Genomic DNA, 16,310 nt, shown 5'->3' on the forward strand with positions numbered 1-16,310 from the left:
TGGGGTAACACTCGCAAGGGCTATTGGCGAATAGCTGACAGCCCTGTTCTAAAAAGGGCGATAGATAACAATAAACTACGCTCCGCAGGGTATGCTACTTTAATGGAGGCGTATCTCGAATGGTATCCAAAATAGGAACCGCCGTATGCGGAACCGCACGTACGGTGGTGTGAGAGGTCGGAAAACGAAAGTAGGAAGAAAACTGCTTCGTTTTCCTCCTACTCGATTAGCGTTGTTTGCGCAAACTTAATGCAAAGCCATTAATATTTGTTTACATTGTGCCATAATCTTAGGTTTCTTCTTTGTTTGTTTGACCTTTTTTGGCTATATTTGCACTCGAAACTTAAAAATACTCGTAACAAATATCTATGACAACATTAACATTCATGATTGTATTAGCTTTCGTGTTCGGATATGCATGCATAGCCACTGAAAGCCTAACTAAGGTAAACAAAGCGGCAATAGCCTTGCTTATGTTTGTTGTGTGCTGGACGCTGTACATGTTTGACCCTATGCAGTATCTTTCAGCAATGCATCCCGACTATACAGGCGGGTTGGCAGGCATGGCAGAGAAAGTTACATCAATTATACAAGAGCACTTGGGCGATACATCCACCACACTCTTCTTCCTTATGGGTGCTATGACTATTGTGGAGATAGTCGACCAGAATGGTGGTTTCAATTGGGTGCGTACCGTGATGAAAACACGCTCAAAACGTGCTTTGATGTGGCGAATAGCCTTCATGACATTTATATTGTCCGCTATTCTCGATAATTTGACTACAAGTATTGTGATGATTATGATTCTGCGCAAGCTCGTTGCCGACCATCAGGACCGTATCATATATGCCTCGCTTGTAATTATCGCGGCCAACTCGGGTGGAGCCTTCTCGCCGATAGGCGACGTAACTACAATCATGTTATGGAACAAAGGACTTATAACTGCCGTAGGTGTTATCAGCGAAATACTTATCCCGTCGCTCGTATCGATGATTATACCAGCGTTTATCTTGCAATATCAGCTCAAGGGAGAGTTGCATGTGCCTGAGGTAAATAGCGGTACCGAGGCAGATCTTGGCGACTTTACCGAACTACAGCGCCGTGCTGTATTCTGCATTGGTGTTGGTGGCTTGATGTTTGTGCCAGTGTTCAAGAGCATTACACACTTGCCTCCGTTTGTAGGCATATTGCTTGTTCTCGGTGTGTTGTGGACTACAACAGAGCTGTTCTACAGCCATTTGCATCGTGGACACGACCAAGGAGGCACAATGAAACGTGTAAGCAATCTGCTCTCGCGTATAGATATGTCAACCATTCTTTTCTTCCTCGGCATACTTATGGCTGTGGCTTGTCTATCTGAAGTAGGCGTTCTGCAGGCTCTTGGTCAAGGTCTTAACGTTTGGTTTGACGGTAACCACTATATCGTAACTGGTATTATCGGTGTACTTTCAAGTATTGTAGACAATGTGCCACTTGTTGCAGGATGTATGGGTATGTATCCTGTTGCTCCTACTGGTGACATGGCTGTGGACGGTATCTTCTGGCAACTTCTTGCCTATTGTGCCGGTGTAGGTGGCTCAATGCTCATTATTGGTAGCGCCGCAGGCGTGGTGGTTATGGGCTTGGAGAAGATAACCTTCGGCTGGTATATGAAGAAGATTACGTGGATAGCATTTGTTGGCTATTTCGTCGGCATTGTATGCTATTGGGCTTTGCGTACGTTCGTATTCTAAACATAAAGGCAGCGGCTTAAGCCGCAGCCACTTATTGTTTATATCTTAAAATCGTTCAAACCTTTAGCTAATACCAATATAACGTTTTTTATGTACGATAATGTAAAATTTCTGTACAAAAACGCAACTACTTATCTTGTCTAATACGTAATTTTGTATCAGAAACTAAAGCGAACTAATTACTGAACAAACATAAATAATTTTGCAAATGAAAAAACAGCACATCTCATTGATTTTGGGTGCTATGGCACTGGGTGTAGAGGCAATGGCGCAAGAGCGTCCTAATGTAATCTACGTTTTTCCTGACCAATACCGCAACTATGCAATGGAGTTTTGGGCGCAACCTGATTTTGCCGGACAGCTAAACTCAGCTTCCGACCCAGTTCATACGCCTAACATCAATCGGTTCGCACGCGAGAGTGTCGTTCTGTCGTCAGCTCAGAGCAATTGCCCGTTGAGTAGTCCTCATCGTGGCTCGCTTCTAACTGGTATGTATCCTAACCGCAGCGGTGTGCCTCTCAACTGCAACTCAAGTCGTCCTATCTCATCACTTCGCAAAGACGCTACTTGCTGGAGCGATGTAATGAGCCAGGCTGGTTATGATTGTGCATATATAGGTAAGTTGCACACCGATTTCCCTACAAAGAACTCTCCTCAGCATCCTGGCGATTATGTAGAGACACAGCGTCCTGTTTGGGATGCATATACAGAGCCTCAGAATCGTCATGGTTTCAACTATTGGTACTCTTATGGTACATTCGACGAGCATAAGAATCCACATTATTGGGATACAGAGGGCAATCGTCATGAACCACATGAGTGGTCGCCTACTTACGAGGCAAAGAAGGCCATTGAATACATTCAGAACAAGAATGGACAGCGCGATGGATCGAAGCCGTTCTTCCTTATGGTTGGTATGAATCCGCCTCACAGCCCGTATCGTACACTGAACGACTGTATGGAGGAGGACTATAACCTATACCGTGATGTTCCAATAGACAAGCTTTTGGTACGTAAGAATGCCAACCGCGATATGGCTAAGGCTGAGTCGGCACGCTATTACTTCGCTTCGGTTACTGGTGTTGACCGTGCTTTCGGTATGATTCTTGATGCGCTTAAGGAGGCTGGTCTCGACGAGAATACTGTAGTAGTATTTAGCTCTGACCACGGTGAGACAATGTGCTCGCAGAATACTGACGACCCAAAGAACTCGCCTTATACCGAGTCAATGAACGTTCCATTCATCATCCGTTATGGTTCACGTCTTAAGCCACACGTTGACAATCTGCTCCTTTCATCGCCTGACATCATGCCTACAATGCTTGGTATGGCAGGTTTGCACGATAAGATTCCTGCAGAGATTCAGGGTGTTGACTATTCTCCATTGTTCTATCAGCCAGGTTCGCAGAGCGTAAAACGTCCGGATGCAGCTCTATATATCCAGAACATGGACGGCAACAAGGATGCTCAGGGCAACGTTGTCGACTACTTCCCGTCAGCACGTGGCATCAAGACACATCAGTATACAATGGCTGTATATATTGATCGCAATAACAATCGCGACCATGTATTGCTGTTTGATGATCAGGCCGACCCGTACCAGCTTAATAATATAGCTGACGCCAAGGAGGGCAAGGCTGCCATTAAGAAACTGTACAAGCGTATGGGCGAGCTGCTTACCGAGATTGACGACCCTTGGATTTCGCGTGGCATCTACAAGCGTGTTGCCAAGCAGCTTAAGTAAGCGAAATAGTGCTTATATAATAAAATAGTGCTTATATAATAAATAGGATACCATAATTAATAAATAGATAACAATGATGCGAAATCTTAAGTGTATCTTTGCCTTGGCTTTGGCTCTTACAATGGGCTTGACATCAGCTTCGGCTAAGGTGGTTCTTACCGTAAAGAATGCTGGAAAAGAACAGCGTCACGAGGTTGTGGCCTTCGATGCCAAGAAGGTTTGGCAGAAACTCGGTGTTGCAGAAGGCACACCAATTAGGGTAAAGGACCTTTACAACCTCGAGGTACCAAGTCAGCTTACTCATGACAACCAACTGCTTGTTGAGACTAACGTAATTCCTGGTGGAGTGGCTAAGTTTAATGTAGTGGCAGGCACACCTCGCAAGACTACCAACTATACAGACGGCAAGTTGTATGCGTGGCGCGTGGATGACTTTACATGGGAGAACGATAAGTGCTCTTATCGTGCTTATGGTCCAGCTTTGCAACGTACTGGAGAAAAGGCTTTTGGTATTGACGTATGGCTAAAGAGCACTCCTTATCTCGATGTAGAACGCCGCTATGCTGTTGTGTTTGACGGACACAAACGCGCTGATGTGCTTGAGGCTGCCGGACATAAGGCTGAGGCTGACTCTATACGTGGTGAGGTATCTTTGCACCTTGAGCATGGTACAGGACTTGATTGTTACAATGTAGGTCCGTCGCTCGGTTGCGGTACACCAGGTGTGCTTATCGGCGACAGTATAGTATTCCCTTACTGCTTTAAGGAAGTGCGCGTGCTTGATAACGGTCCGCTGCGCTTTGTGGCTGAATTTGTGTATAACAAAACGAATATCGGAAATCAGAATATTACAGAACATCGTATTATAAGCCTTGACAAAGGCTCTTATTTCAATAAAATGACCGTCTGGTACGAAGGTTTAGTGAAACCTATAGATGTGGTAGGCGGTGTAGTCGTGCACACAGATAATCCTTATGACCTCAAATTAGAGTCTGATTTCGTTGCGTATACCGACCCAACCGACAGTCCTAAGAAGCATAACTTTGAGATTTATGTGGCAGCACTCTTCCCAGGTGGCGCCGACAAGACAATGCTGGTTAAGGACCCTTGGCATCATAAGGCAGGCATCGTGGGTAATGCTGTTGGTGTGAAGCGCGGCTTGAATAACAACGAGCCTTTCAGCTATTATTTTGGTGCAGGATGGTGCGAGAGTGGCATTCCAAATCAACGCTTTTGGCATGAGAACATAAGATTGTTCCTCGACAATTTGAGTAAACCGCTTGTTGCCGATGTCGTTAGCGAGTAATACGTAAAAAGATGTTGGCAATCGTATCTTAAAAGATACGTCACATTATTATATATAGGTAACGAACAAAAAATATTAACGAACAAAAAAATAACGAACAAAATAAATATATATTTATGGCAAAGATTATAACCCTTGGCGAGATTATGCTTCGCCTTTCTCCAGTCGGTAACGACCGTTTTATCCAGTCAGAAACCCTTCGCGTCATTCCTGGTGGCGGTGAGGCTAACGTAGCTGTTAGTTTAGCTAATTATGGTCATGAGGCTTACTTTGTGAGCAAGCTTCCTAAGCATGAGATTGGTCAGATGGCAGTTAACGCATTGCGTCGTTATGGTGTAGATACAAGTTTTGTTGCTCGTGGTGGCGACCGTGTAGGTCTATACTATGCTGAAACAGGTGCTTCAATGCGTCCGTCAAAGGTTGTTTACGACCGTGCTCACTCTGCAATTGCAGAGGCTAAGCCTGAGGATTTCGACTTCGATGCTATTATGGAAGGTGCTCAGTGGTTCCACTGGAGTGGCATTACTCCTGCTATCAGCGACAATGCAGCCGAGCTTACACGTCTTGCTTGTGAGGCTGCTAAGCGTCACGGTGTAACAGTGAGTGTTGATCTCAACTTCCGTAAGAAGCTTTGGACATCAGAGAAAGCTATCTCTGTAATGCGTCCTTTGATGAAGTATGTTGACGTTTGCATAGGCAACGAGGAAGACGCACAGCTCTGCCTTGGCTTTAAGCCTGACGCTGACGTTGAGGGTGGACAGACCGACGCAAGTGGCTATCACAAGATCTTTGAGCAGATGAAGCAGGAGTTTGGCTTCAAGTATGTTGTTTCTACTCTACGTGAGAGCTTCTCGGCAACACATAATGGTTGGAAGGCTCTTATCTATAACGGCGAGGAGTTCTATGAGAGCCGTCGTTATGACATTATGCCTATTATCGACCGTGTAGGTGGTGGCGACTCATTCTCAGGTGGTCTTATCCATGGTTTGCTTACAAAGCCTACACAGGGTGAAGCTCTTGAGTTTGCCGTTGCAGCTTCGGCATTGAAGCACACTATTAACGGTGACTTCAACCTTGTTACTGTTGATGAGGTAGAGGCTTTGGCGGCTGGTAATGCTAATGGTCGTGTACAGCGATAAATAAAGGCTAAAAGCCTCACCCACGTCCCATCCCAATAGGGGGAGATTGGTATGCTGATATTGCTTATAAAAGTTTTGATACAGCTTTTATACATATAATATACAGCTGATAAAAGGAATGAGGGAGCCTAAGCTTTATATAATAATAACTTTATTTTAAACAACAATTTGCCCAACATACCGCTCCTCTCCCTATGGGGGGAGGTGATGGGGTAGGGCTTTTCATTTATCATTAATCATTATGGCTAAATTCAACAAACAGCAGGTGCTTGCAAAGATTACCGAGACTGGTATGGTGCCTGTATTCTATAATAAAGACGTAGAGATAGCAAAGAACATCGTAAAGGCTTGCTATGATGGTGGTGTTCGTGCATTCGAGTTTACCAACCGTGGTGACTTCGCTCACGAGGTATTCGCAGAGGTAGTTAAGTTTGCAGCTAAGGAATGTCCAGATATGGCAATGGGTGTAGGCTCTATCGTTGACGCTCCTACAGCATCTCTTTACATCCAGCTTGGTGCTTGCTTTGTAGTAGGTCCGTTGTTCAACCCAGACGTAGCAAAGGTTTGCAACCGTCGTCTTATTCCTTATACACCAGGATGTGGCTCAGTAACCGAGGTTGGTATGGCTCAGGAGATGGGTTGCGATCTTTGCAAGGTATTCCCTGGTGACGTTCTTGGTCCTAACTTTGTTAAGGGCTTGAAGGCCCCAATGCCTTGGGCGCTTATCATGGTTACAGGTGGTGTATCTCCAGATGCTGATAACATAGCTTCTTGGATTAAGGCTGGTGCCAACTGTGTAGGTATGGGCTCTAAGCTTTTCCCGAAGGCCACTATCGCTGCTGGTGATTGGAAGGCAGTGAGCGACAAGTGCCGTGAGTCTTTGGCTTTTGTTGCACAGGCTCGTGAGAAGAAGTAACAAATAATAAAGGTGTCTCCTCAGCCCAACAAGTGGAGGAGCTCCTTCTCAATAGATTAAAATCTATTCTTTTAAAACAAATTTAATGGAACAAGTATTCAGTTATATTATCAGTCTGGGTGCATCGGTGATGATGCCTATCCTTTTTACCATTATCGGTCTCTGTATCGGTATGAAATTTGGTAAGGCATTCAAGTCGGGACTCTATGTAGGTGTCGGCTTCGTTGGACTTGGTGTGGTTACAGCTTTGCTTACCAGCAATTTCAATGATCCATTGAAGTGCATCTCAGACATCTATCATCTACAGCTTAATGTATTTGACATGGGCTGGCCTGCAGCAGCAGCTGTTGCATACAATACAGCCGTTGGTGCGCTTATCATCCCTATCTGTCTTGGTGTGAACTTCCTTATGCTTATCACAAAGACTACCCGTACTGTGAACATCGACCTTTGGAACTATTGGCATTTTGCCTTTATTGGTGCCGTAGTATATTTTGTTATGGGCGAGAGCCTTATCTGGGGTTACTTTGCTTCTATCGTTTGCTACATCATCACATTGGTGTGTGCCGACCTTACAGCAGAGAAGTTTCAGAAGCACTACGACCTCGATGGTATCTCTATACCACAACCGTTCTGCCAGAGCTTCGTGCCATTTGCTGTTATCCTAAACAAGGCATTAGACTATATTCCAGGTTTCTCTAAGCTCGACATCGATGCAGAGGGAATGAAGAAGAAGTTTGGTGTATTGGGCGAGCCTCTTGTTCTTGGTGTTATCGTAGGTATGCTCATTGGTTGGGCAGCACAGCTTGATATCAAGAAGGTGCTCTTCCTCGGTGTTACAATGGGTGCAGTTATGGAGCTTATCCCACGTATTACATCACTCTTTATAGAGGGATTGAAGCCTATCTCGGAGAAGACCCAGGAACTTGTAAAGACCAAGTTCAACGGCAAGAAGGTATACATTGGTATGAGTCCAGCCTTGGTTATCGGTCATCCTACAACACTCGTTGCTTCGGTTATCCTTATTCCGGTTATCCTTGCATTGGCAGTGTTCCTCCCAGGCAACCAGTTCCTTCCATTGGCATCGCTTGCAGGTATGTTCTATCTCTTCCCAATGGTATTGCCGTTTACAAAGGGTAATGTGGTTAAGACCCTCATCATCGGTCTTGTAACCCTCATTATCGGTTTGTACTTTGTAACAGACATGGCTCCTGACTTTACACTTGCAGCCAATCAGGTATACGAGGCTACACATGATGCAACAGCACATATCCCCGAAGGATTCTCGGGTGGTGCTCTCGACTTTGCCGCTTCGTTCTTTGGATGGACTATATACAAGCTCTCTTGCCATATCAAGTACGTTGGTCCGGCAGTGCTCGTTATCATTACCCTTGGTATGATGCTCTACAATCGCAGCCGCATCATCAAGGAAGAGAAGGCAGCCAAATAAGTAAGCCAATAGACTTAAGAATATAAGAAACTTATTAAATTACAATAGACAAATGAAGAAATTTTTTATCACTGCTGCCGTAGCCCTCATGTCAATGTCGGCAATGGCACAGAAAACCAACTATGAGGTGCGTTGGGCTAATCACCCAGAGGATGCAAAGCATTACACAACAGAGCGTCTGCGCAAAGAGTTTCTCATTGAAAAGGTATTTGCTCCTAATGAGGTAAACTGGACCTACTCTATGTACGACCGTTTCCTTATGGGTGGTGCCGAGCCAACCGACGCTCCTATCAAGCTTGAGCCAATCGAGCCATTGCTCGCAAAGACTTTCCTTGAGAACCGTGAGATTGGTATCATCAACATCGGCGGTCCTGGTGTTGTAGAGGTAGACGGCAAAAAGTACGACCTTAACTTCCAGGAGGGTATCTATGTTGGTCGATCTACAGAGAAGAATCCTAATAATATTACTCTCACAAGCAAGGACCCAAAGAACCCAGCCAAGTTCTATATGAACAGTGCCACAGCTCACGCTTCATATCCTACAAAGCGCGTGACATTGAAGGAGGCTAATAATATCAAGGCTGGTTCGCTTGCCGAGAGCAACGACCGTGTTATACATCAGCTCATTATTAATGGTGTTGCAGGTGTTCGCACATGCCAGTTGCAGATGGGTGTTACTGAGCTTAAGACAGGTTCGGTTTGGAATACAATGCCTGCTCACACACACATTCGTCGTATGGAGACATATCTCTATTTCAAGGTTCCAGAAGGTCAGCGTATATGCCACTTGATGGGTGAGCCACAGGAAACACGCCCTATGTGGTTGGATAATGAGCAAGCTGTTATATCTCCGCAATGGTCTATCCACTGTGCTGCTGGTACAAGCAACTACACATTTATCTGGGGTATGGCAGGCGAGAACCTCGACTACACAGATATGCAGAAGATTAAGACTACTGATTTAAAATAACAATACTACTATGGACAAAATGTTTTCACTTGAGGGCAAGGTAGCTCTCGTTACCGGTGCCGCTTATGGCATTGGCTTCGCTATGGCGGAGGCTCTTTATAATGCAGGCGCTAAGATTGCGTTCAACTGCCGTTCACAGCATCACATGGATCAGGCTCTTGCCGACTATAAGGCTAAGGGTATTGATGCTCATGGTTATATTTGCGATGTTACAAACGAGGAGCAAGTTAAGCAGATGGTTGCCGACATCGAGAAGGAACTCGGTGTTATCGATATTCTTGTAAACAATGCAGGTATTATCAAACGTATACCTATGACAGAGATGTCTGTAGAGGACTTCCGTCAGGTTATCGATATCGACCTCAACGCTCCGTTCATCGTATCTAAGGCTGTTATCCCTGGCATGAAGGCTAAGGGCCACGGCAAGATTATCAACATCTGCTCTATGATGTCTGAGCTTGGTCGCGAGACTGTATCGGCTTATGCTGCCGCTAAGGGTGGCTTGAAGATGCTTACACGCAACATTTGCTCTGAGTTTGGCGAGGACAACATCCAGTGCAACGGCATTGGCCCTGGTTATATTGCAACTCCTCAGACAGCTCCTTTGCGCGAGCGTCAGCCGGATGGTTCACGTCATCCATTTGACAGCTTTATTGTTGCTAAGACACCTGCTGCACGTTGGGGTACACCTGAAGACCTCATGGGTCCGGTTGTTTTCCTTGCCAGCGATGCTTCAAACTTCGTAAACGGTCATATCCTTTACGTTGATGGTGGTATCTTGGCTTACATTGGCAAGCAGCCATAATGTATATGAATTTCATAATACTATTTAGTGCTACGTGTGTGTAAAAGCCACGGCATAAAGAGTTAGCCCGGTTAGCTGGTTTATCAGTTTAACCGGGCTTTTCTTGTTTATAAAAAAAATAGGAGGTACGGCAAATCGGTAGCCATAAAATACTTATAATTTATTTAATTTTCGCAAGTCCAATTATTTGTTGTCTTTATTTTGTTCCTGCATCTTTTTCCTGACTTCGTCATTGCGTACCCAATAAATCTTCATCAAAGAGTTTGGCGATTTTCTGATGTCTTGCCATCAGCATTGTTTGGGTGTAAACCTCCTTGTTCAGAGGTAGCTTAATTTGTATGGTTGTGATGTTTTTTGCTAATGCAAGCCCCTTGTCTACGCTCATCTTAACCTCTGAGACTTTCAGCATACGTTCCAATTCTTTGTACACTTTCAAAGCCACAAAACAGATGCATATATGAGCCTCGATGCGTTTGCGTGTAAAGTGAAACATGGGACATATCTCTATCTTTGATTTGGCTATACGGAAAGCCCGTTCTACGTGCCAAAGGTTGTGGTATGCTGTGTATACATCCTGTATTGGTATATCCGTATTGGTGAGATATCCTTTTAGGCCGTCCCATTCACACGCGTCACGCTCCTCACCATACAAATCGAGTTGAGGATGACGGTGGGATTCTTCCTTGAAAATCCATTCCTTTGCTTCATTGACAAGATTTTCGACCTCATCTTCACTATATGCAACACCAATTGTTGCAAGTTCCTTCATCTTGCCACCGATTTTCTCAACAACAATAACTCAGATATTGCCAGATGGATATTTCTTTTTGCGGACAAACATAGTTAAAATACCTTTCGTGTCACCCAATATTAGGTGACACAAAGATACAAAATATTGTTTATCCACCAGTTATAAAATACGTGTTTTTTGAGTGACGAAGTCAGGAAAAAGGAACATCAGATAAGCCCATTGAGATTAATCTAAGTTGGAGTTTGTCTGGTTTTATGTGGAGAGAAGTTTATATGAAGTCTTATTAAATAAATAAGCAGATTCAAAGAAGCGTATCAAGACTTGTCGTTTGGTTTTGGTGCGCTTCTTTTTTTGTTTTTCTTCTATAAGTATAATATCGGTATATTTTCTGTATATTGTATATTTTTTACGTTTACCTTAATTCCGCAACACTATAGTTTAACATTATTTATAAGTGCCTGAGCAACAAAAAGTTACCCAGGATTTTGCCATGTCAGAATTTTCACTTACCTTAGTGTTGCGAAAAGAAGACAAGCAAAACTCTAATATGACATGGCAAAGATACAAATTAAATCAGAGAAACTCACTCCTTTTGGGGGAATTTTTTCGATTATGGAGCAATTTGATGCTCTTTTAGCTCAAACCATAGATTCCACCTTGGGATTGAGATGCACTATGTTTGGTTATCAATATAGCGAGATTCTACGCTCTCTGATGTGCGTATATCTTTGTGGTGGCTCATGCATTGAGGATGTTACAACTCACCTGATGAAACATTTGTCTCTTCATCCAACTCTTCGCACTTGCAGCGCAGACACCATATTACGTGCTATCGAAGAACTGACATTTAAGAGCATCACCTATAAGTCTGCTTCTGGCAAATCCTATGATTTCAATACTGCAGACAAGATGAACTGCTTACTGGTCAATGCCCTGCTTGCTACTGGTCAATTGAAATCCGGTCAAGAGTATGATTTTGACTTTGACCATCAGTTCATTGAAACAGAGAAGTATGATGCAAAACCAACCTACAAGAAGTTCTTGGGCTATAGTCCAGGCGTAGCTGTCATTAACGACATGATTGTTGGTATTGAAAATAGAGACGGCAACACAAACGTACGCTTCAACCAAAAAGAAACTTTGGAAAGAATCTTCAAGCGATTGGAGGCTTCGGAAATATATATTTCTCGTGCCCGCATGGATTGCGGCTCATGTTCGGAGGAAATCGTAGATATGGTAGAGGCTCATTGCAGGCATTTTTATATTCGTGCCAACAGATGCTCTTCTTTCTACGATTCCATGTTTGCCTTAACTGGATGGAAAACTGTTGAAATCAACGGTATTGAGTTTGAGTTGAATTCTATCCTTGTTGAGAAATGGAAAGGAAAACCGTATCGTCTTGTCATACAGAGACAAAGGCGAATAGATGGAGACCTTGACATTTGGGAAGGCGAATATACCTACAGATGTATACTGGCTAACGATTACAAGTCGAGTGCAAGAGACATCGTGGAATTCTACAATCTTCGTGGTGGCAAGGAACGCATCTTCGATGACATGAACAATGGCTTTGGCTGGAATCGATTGCCAAAATCGTTCATGGCACAGAATACTGTATTCCTGCTTATGACAGCTCTCATCAGAAACTTCTACAAAGCTATTATGCAGAGATTGAAAACCCATGAATTTGGATTGCGTGCCACCAGCAGAATCAAGACCTTTGTTTTCAAGTTCATCTCTGTTCCTGCGAAATGGATTAAGACATCACGTAGGCATGTATTGAACATTTACTCAGACAACAATGCTTATGCCAACCTGTTCAAGACAGACTTTGGTTAAAGACCATGCTTTTCTGGTTAAACCAGCGTATTACCTCAAGTCGCTTTATGGGGTAAGGGGATTTTGTGTCTGCGACATTTCTGTTGTGCAAGAAATATGTACAATAAAATGAATTTTGTCGCTTTGCAAGCAAAATCCCACTAAACCCTATAGGTTGCGGATTTGAGGGTTTATTTGCATTGTTGTTGTTTTTTTTGATTTTTTTCCATAAAATGATTGCTGTTTATAAAAAAATATATAACTTTGCAAAAAAATTATTGCTAACATCTTGATGATGTATTCGCAATATCAATTAAACCTATGAAATATTATAGATAAAGCATTTAATATAAACCATATAAATCGTTCTAACAAAAGAATTAAACCATAAACACCATAAACGCATCCAGCAATGGGTGTAAAAATTCATAATTACATTAAACTTACTACTTTATGCAAAACAAACAAAAAATCGGCATAGGGGGGGTAATTGGTGCAGCATTTCTGTTGCCGTTATCAACCTTCGCTGCTGACAATGCCATTGGCAGCAATAGCACCAATGCTGTAAGTTTGCTGAAGCCCAAGGCCGAGACAGTTGCATTCGCCGATCAGCAGGCGAAGCATCAGAAAGTTACCGGTCAGGTGGTTGACGAAAACGGAGAAACTGTAATCGGAGCATCCGTTGTATTGAAGAGCAATCCCAAGGTTGGCACAGTAACCGACGCTGACGGTAAATTTATGCTTAATGTGACCAACACTAAGGACGTACTCGTCGTTTCGTATCTCGGCTATCAGTCGCAGGAGGTACCAATGAAGGGTAAGACCATCTTCTCCATCACTCTTAAGGAAGACGCCAAGCAGCTTGGCGATGTTGTGGTAACGGCTTTCGGTGCCACACAGAAAAAGGAGACCGTGGTAGGTTCGGTCCAGCAGGTTAAACCTGAGAGTCTGCGCGTACCTTCGGCAAGTATTTCATCTTCATTCGCCGGCCGTCTGTCGGGTGTCATCGCCACACAGAGTAGCGGTCAGCCTGGTGCCAACGGTTCTGACTTCTACATCCGTGGTATTGCCACCATTAGTGGTGCCAAGTCTCCGCTTATCGTTATGGATGGTATGGAGATTTCGCAGGACGACCTCAACCACCTCGACCCAGACGTAATTGAGAGCTTCTCTATCCTTAAGGACGCCTCTGCCACCGCCATGTATGGTTCGCGTGGTGCTAACGGTGTGCTCATCATTACAACAAAGAGCGGTCAAGACCTCGACCGTCCGAAGATTTCGTTCCGTGTGGAGGCCAACGTAACAATGCCTACATCAAAGCCTAAGTTTGTCGACGGTGCTCGCTTCATGGAGCTGTTCAACGAGGCTGTGACCAACGAAGGCACTGGCAACACTCTCTACACAGCCGAGCAGATTGCAAACACTCGCAATCATGTTAATGGCGAGGTGTTCCCTGATGTCAACTGGTATAAGGAGATGTTCAAGACAGCATCTTACAACCAGAAGGCCAACATGAACGTGCGTGGTGGTACAAGCAAGATTGTGTACTTCATGAACCTCAACGTGAGCCATGAGACTGGTATGTTGCGCAATCGCAGTAAGGAGTACTACTCTTACAACAACAACATCGACTACATGCGCTATGCTTTCCAGAACAACATCGACTTCAACATGTCTAAGTCGTCGAAGATCTCACTCCACCTCTATGCTGGTCTCGATAACATGCACGGTCCGCTTGCTGGCAGCAACGACATCTCTCGTTCTTTGAACGACCTCTACTCGCAGATGATGAACGCCAACCCGGTGCTCTTCCCTATCAAGTACGACAGCGAGGGCGACGAGTGGGTACACTGGGGCTATCGTCAGCTTGCCAACGGTGGTAACTTCAACCCTATGGCACGCCTCGTGAGCGGCTATCAGGACTCATTTGCAAGTACCATCACAGCCAACTTGAACTTTGACCAGAAACTTGACTTCATTACCAAGGGACTCGGCTTCCACGTGATGTTCTCATTCAAGAACTGGTCGAAGAGTACTACTTTCCGTTCGCTCAACTTCAACCACTACGAGCTGAAGAACTATACTCAAAACGAGGACGGCACATTCTCATATGTGCAGACTCCTAAGGGCGATCCGTCTAAGCCAGTGCTTAGCAACTCAGGTCAGAACGCCGGCGACCGTCGCTACTATGCTCAGGCATATTTCGACTACAACCGTTCGTTCGGCGACCATACCGTTACGGGTATGCTCCTTTGGAACATCAACCAGTACAGTTCGAACATGTATTCTGACAATGTGCTCGCTTCTCTGCCACAGCGCAAGATAGGTTTCGCTGCACGTGCCACATACGACTATAAGCACCGCTACCTCATTGAGTTCAATGCCGGTTACAACGGTTCGGAGCAGTTTGCCAAGGGCCATCAGTGGGGCTTCTTCCCATCAGTAGGTTTGGGCTATAACATCAGCGAGGAGAAATTCTGGGAGCCTGTGAAGAGCGTTATTTCAAACTTCAAGATCCGTGGTACTTACGGTCTTGTAGGTAACGACCAGTATGGCTACGAGCGTTTCATCTATCGTGAGGACGTAGCTCTCACCGGCAACGGTGGGTTCACAACTGGTTTGCCAGGCAACTTCGTTACATACTCAGGTCCGGGATGGAACCGTCTGCGCAACGAGAACGTGTCATGGGAGATAGGTCATAAGCTCGACCTCGGTTTCGACATGCAGCTCTTCAACGCTCTCGACATCACCTTCGACTGGTTCCGCGAGCGTCGTACCAACATCTTCCAGCAGAAGCTCTCTATACCTAACTACTTGGGAACTGCCAACACCAAGATCTACGGTAACCTTGCTGAGGTAATCAACAAGGGATTTGATATGGCTGTGAACTACAGCAAGCGTATCAATAACGATCTCTCAATCCAGTTCCAGGGTACATTCACCTACAACAACAACAAGATTTCGGTATACGACGAGGCTCCGGGCAAGCGCGAGGCTATGAAGAGCCAGGGTAAGAACGTCAACACAGTATGGGGTTACGTGGCCAACGGTCTCTACATCGACAAGGCTGACATCGCCAACAACCCGACATCGACCCTTGGCAACATCGCTATCGCTCCTGGCGACATCAAGTATGTTGACCAGCCCGACCGCGACGGCAATTATGACGGACGCATCACATCCGACGACCAGGTGCCATTGGGCGTAAGCGTTCCTAAGATCATTTATGGTTTCGGTCCGTCAGTAGGCTACAAGAACTGGGACTTCTCGGTATTCTTCCAGGGTCGTGGCAACGTGGCTCTCATGCTTAGCGACATCCAGCCGTTCGGTTCTTCTTACCGCCGTGGCGTATTGGAATTTATTGACGAGGACCACTGGAGTCCAGACAACCAGAACCCGAACGCCAAGTATCCGCGTCTGACCGACAACTACAACAACCACAACACAGTATCTTCAAGCTACTGGTTGCGCAACGGTAGATTCCTCAAGCTCAAGAACGCAGAGATTGGCTACTCGCTGAAGAACATGCGATTCTATGTAAATGGTACCAACCTGCTCACATTCTCACCGTTCAAGAAGTGGGATCCTGAGATGGGCGGTGGCAACTACACCACCAAGTATCCGACACAGATGACCGTTAACGTAGGTGTTCAACTCACAATTAATTAAAAAAACAAT

General features: G+C 44.9%; 11 protein-coding genes. 10 read left to right on the forward strand and 1 reads right to left on the reverse strand.

From position 1 onward, the window contains the following. Positions 1 to 368: 368 nt before the first annotated feature. The 8 genes from nhaD to C9991_RS16105 all read left to right on the forward strand — a co-directional run bounded on the left by nhaD (position 369) and on the right by C9991_RS16105 (position 10,063). Positions 369 to 1,733 (forward strand): sodium:proton antiporter NhaD, encoded by a 1,365-nt coding sequence (nhaD, locus tag C9991_RS16070; protein WP_106813480.1) that lies wholly within the window; start codon positions 369 to 371, stop codon positions 1,731 to 1,733. Positions 1,734 to 1,941: 208 nt separating this feature from the next. After that, positions 1,942 to 3,477 carry a sulfatase family protein gene (locus tag C9991_RS16075; protein ID WP_106813481.1) on the forward strand — a complete coding sequence of 512 codons (1,536 nt, stop codon included), beginning with the start codon at positions 1,942 to 1,944 and terminating at the stop codon, positions 3,475 to 3,477. A 73-nt stretch (positions 3,478 to 3,550) separates the two neighbouring features. Next, positions 3,551 to 4,783 carry a BT3233 family polysaccharide utilization protein gene (locus C9991_RS16080; protein ID WP_232823383.1) on the forward strand — a complete coding sequence of 411 codons (1,233 nt, stop codon included), beginning with the start codon at positions 3,551 to 3,553 and terminating at the stop codon, positions 4,781 to 4,783. Between the two features lie 116 nt (positions 4,784 to 4,899). Continuing rightward, the gene (locus C9991_RS16085) at positions 4,900 to 5,922 is read left to right on the forward strand and encodes a sugar kinase (protein WP_106813482.1); all 1,023 of its coding nucleotides are present in this window, start codon (positions 4,900 to 4,902) and stop codon (positions 5,920 to 5,922) included. 241 nt (positions 5,923 to 6,163) lie between these two features. Beyond that, entirely contained in the window at positions 6,164 to 6,838 is a 675-nt protein-coding gene (locus tag C9991_RS16090) for a bifunctional 4-hydroxy-2-oxoglutarate aldolase/2-dehydro-3-deoxy-phosphogluconate aldolase (protein ID WP_106813483.1), read from the forward strand. Between the two features lie 85 nt (positions 6,839 to 6,923). Next, positions 6,924 to 8,288 carry a PTS galactitol transporter subunit IIC gene (locus tag C9991_RS16095; RefSeq protein ID WP_106813484.1) on the forward strand — a complete coding sequence of 455 codons (1,365 nt, stop codon included), beginning with the start codon at positions 6,924 to 6,926 and terminating at the stop codon, positions 8,286 to 8,288. 52 nt (positions 8,289 to 8,340) lie between these two features. Then, entirely contained in the window at positions 8,341 to 9,258 is a 918-nt protein-coding gene (gene kduI / locus C9991_RS16100) for a 5-dehydro-4-deoxy-D-glucuronate isomerase (RefSeq protein WP_106813485.1), read from the forward strand. A gap of 10 nt (positions 9,259 to 9,268) precedes the next feature. After that, on the forward strand, positions 9,269 to 10,063 hold the full coding sequence (locus C9991_RS16105) for a gluconate 5-dehydrogenase (protein WP_106813486.1): 795 nt from the start codon (positions 9,269 to 9,271) through the stop codon (positions 10,061 to 10,063). 229 nt (positions 10,064 to 10,292) lie between these two features. On the opposite strand, the gene C9991_RS16110 is transcribed toward C9991_RS16105, so the two are convergent. Continuing rightward, the gene (locus C9991_RS16110) at positions 10,293 to 10,832 is read right to left on the reverse strand and encodes an IS1634 family transposase (RefSeq protein ID WP_232823384.1); all 540 of its coding nucleotides are present in this window, start codon (positions 10,830 to 10,832) and stop codon (positions 10,293 to 10,295) included. Positions 10,833 to 11,366: 534 nt separating this feature from the next. Here C9991_RS16110 and C9991_RS16115 point away from each other — a divergent pair. Further along, positions 11,367 to 12,653 carry an IS1380 family transposase gene (locus tag C9991_RS16115; RefSeq protein ID WP_106811463.1) on the forward strand — a complete coding sequence of 429 codons (1,287 nt, stop codon included), beginning with the start codon at positions 11,367 to 11,369 and terminating at the stop codon, positions 12,651 to 12,653. Between the two features lie 432 nt (positions 12,654 to 13,085). After that, complete coding sequence (locus C9991_RS16120) at positions 13,086 to 16,301, forward strand: SusC/RagA family TonB-linked outer membrane protein (protein ID WP_106813487.1); 3,216 nt, start codon at positions 13,086 to 13,088, stop codon at positions 16,299 to 16,301. The last annotated feature ends 9 nt before the right edge of the window (positions 16,302 to 16,310 follow it).

It is taken from the genome of Prevotella merdae, assembly GCF_900290275.1.
Lineage (GTDB): Bacteria > Bacteroidota > Bacteroidia > Bacteroidales > Bacteroidaceae > Prevotella > Prevotella merdae.

Bases quoted from the DNA above. Each gene is read 5' to 3' on its own strand.
- nhaD (WP_106813480.1), top strand. From the start codon at position 369: ATGACAACATTAACATTCATGATTGTATTAGCTTTCGTGTTCGGATAT.
- C9991_RS16075 (WP_106813481.1), top strand. From the start codon at position 1,942: ATGAAAAAACAGCACATCTCATTGATTTTGGGTGCTATGGCACTGGGT.
- C9991_RS16080 (WP_232823383.1), top strand. From the start codon at position 3,551: ATGATGCGAAATCTTAAGTGTATCTTTGCCTTGGCTTTGGCTCTTACA.
- C9991_RS16085 (WP_106813482.1), top strand. From the start codon at position 4,900: ATGGCAAAGATTATAACCCTTGGCGAGATTATGCTTCGCCTTTCTCCA.
- C9991_RS16090 (WP_106813483.1), top strand. From the start codon at position 6,164: ATGGCTAAATTCAACAAACAGCAGGTGCTTGCAAAGATTACCGAGACT.
- C9991_RS16095 (WP_106813484.1), top strand. From the start codon at position 6,924: ATGGAACAAGTATTCAGTTATATTATCAGTCTGGGTGCATCGGTGATG.
- kduI (WP_106813485.1), top strand. From the start codon at position 8,341: ATGAAGAAATTTTTTATCACTGCTGCCGTAGCCCTCATGTCAATGTCG.
- C9991_RS16105 (WP_106813486.1), top strand. From the start codon at position 9,269: ATGGACAAAATGTTTTCACTTGAGGGCAAGGTAGCTCTCGTTACCGGT.
- C9991_RS16110 (WP_232823384.1), bottom strand. From the start codon at position 10,832: ATGAAGGAACTTGCAACAATTGGTGTTGCATATAGTGAAGATGAGGTC.
- C9991_RS16115 (WP_106811463.1), top strand. From the start codon at position 11,367: ATGGCAAAGATACAAATTAAATCAGAGAAACTCACTCCTTTTGGGGGA.
- C9991_RS16120 (WP_106813487.1), top strand. From the start codon at position 13,086: ATGCAAAACAAACAAAAAATCGGCATAGGGGGGGTAATTGGTGCAGCA.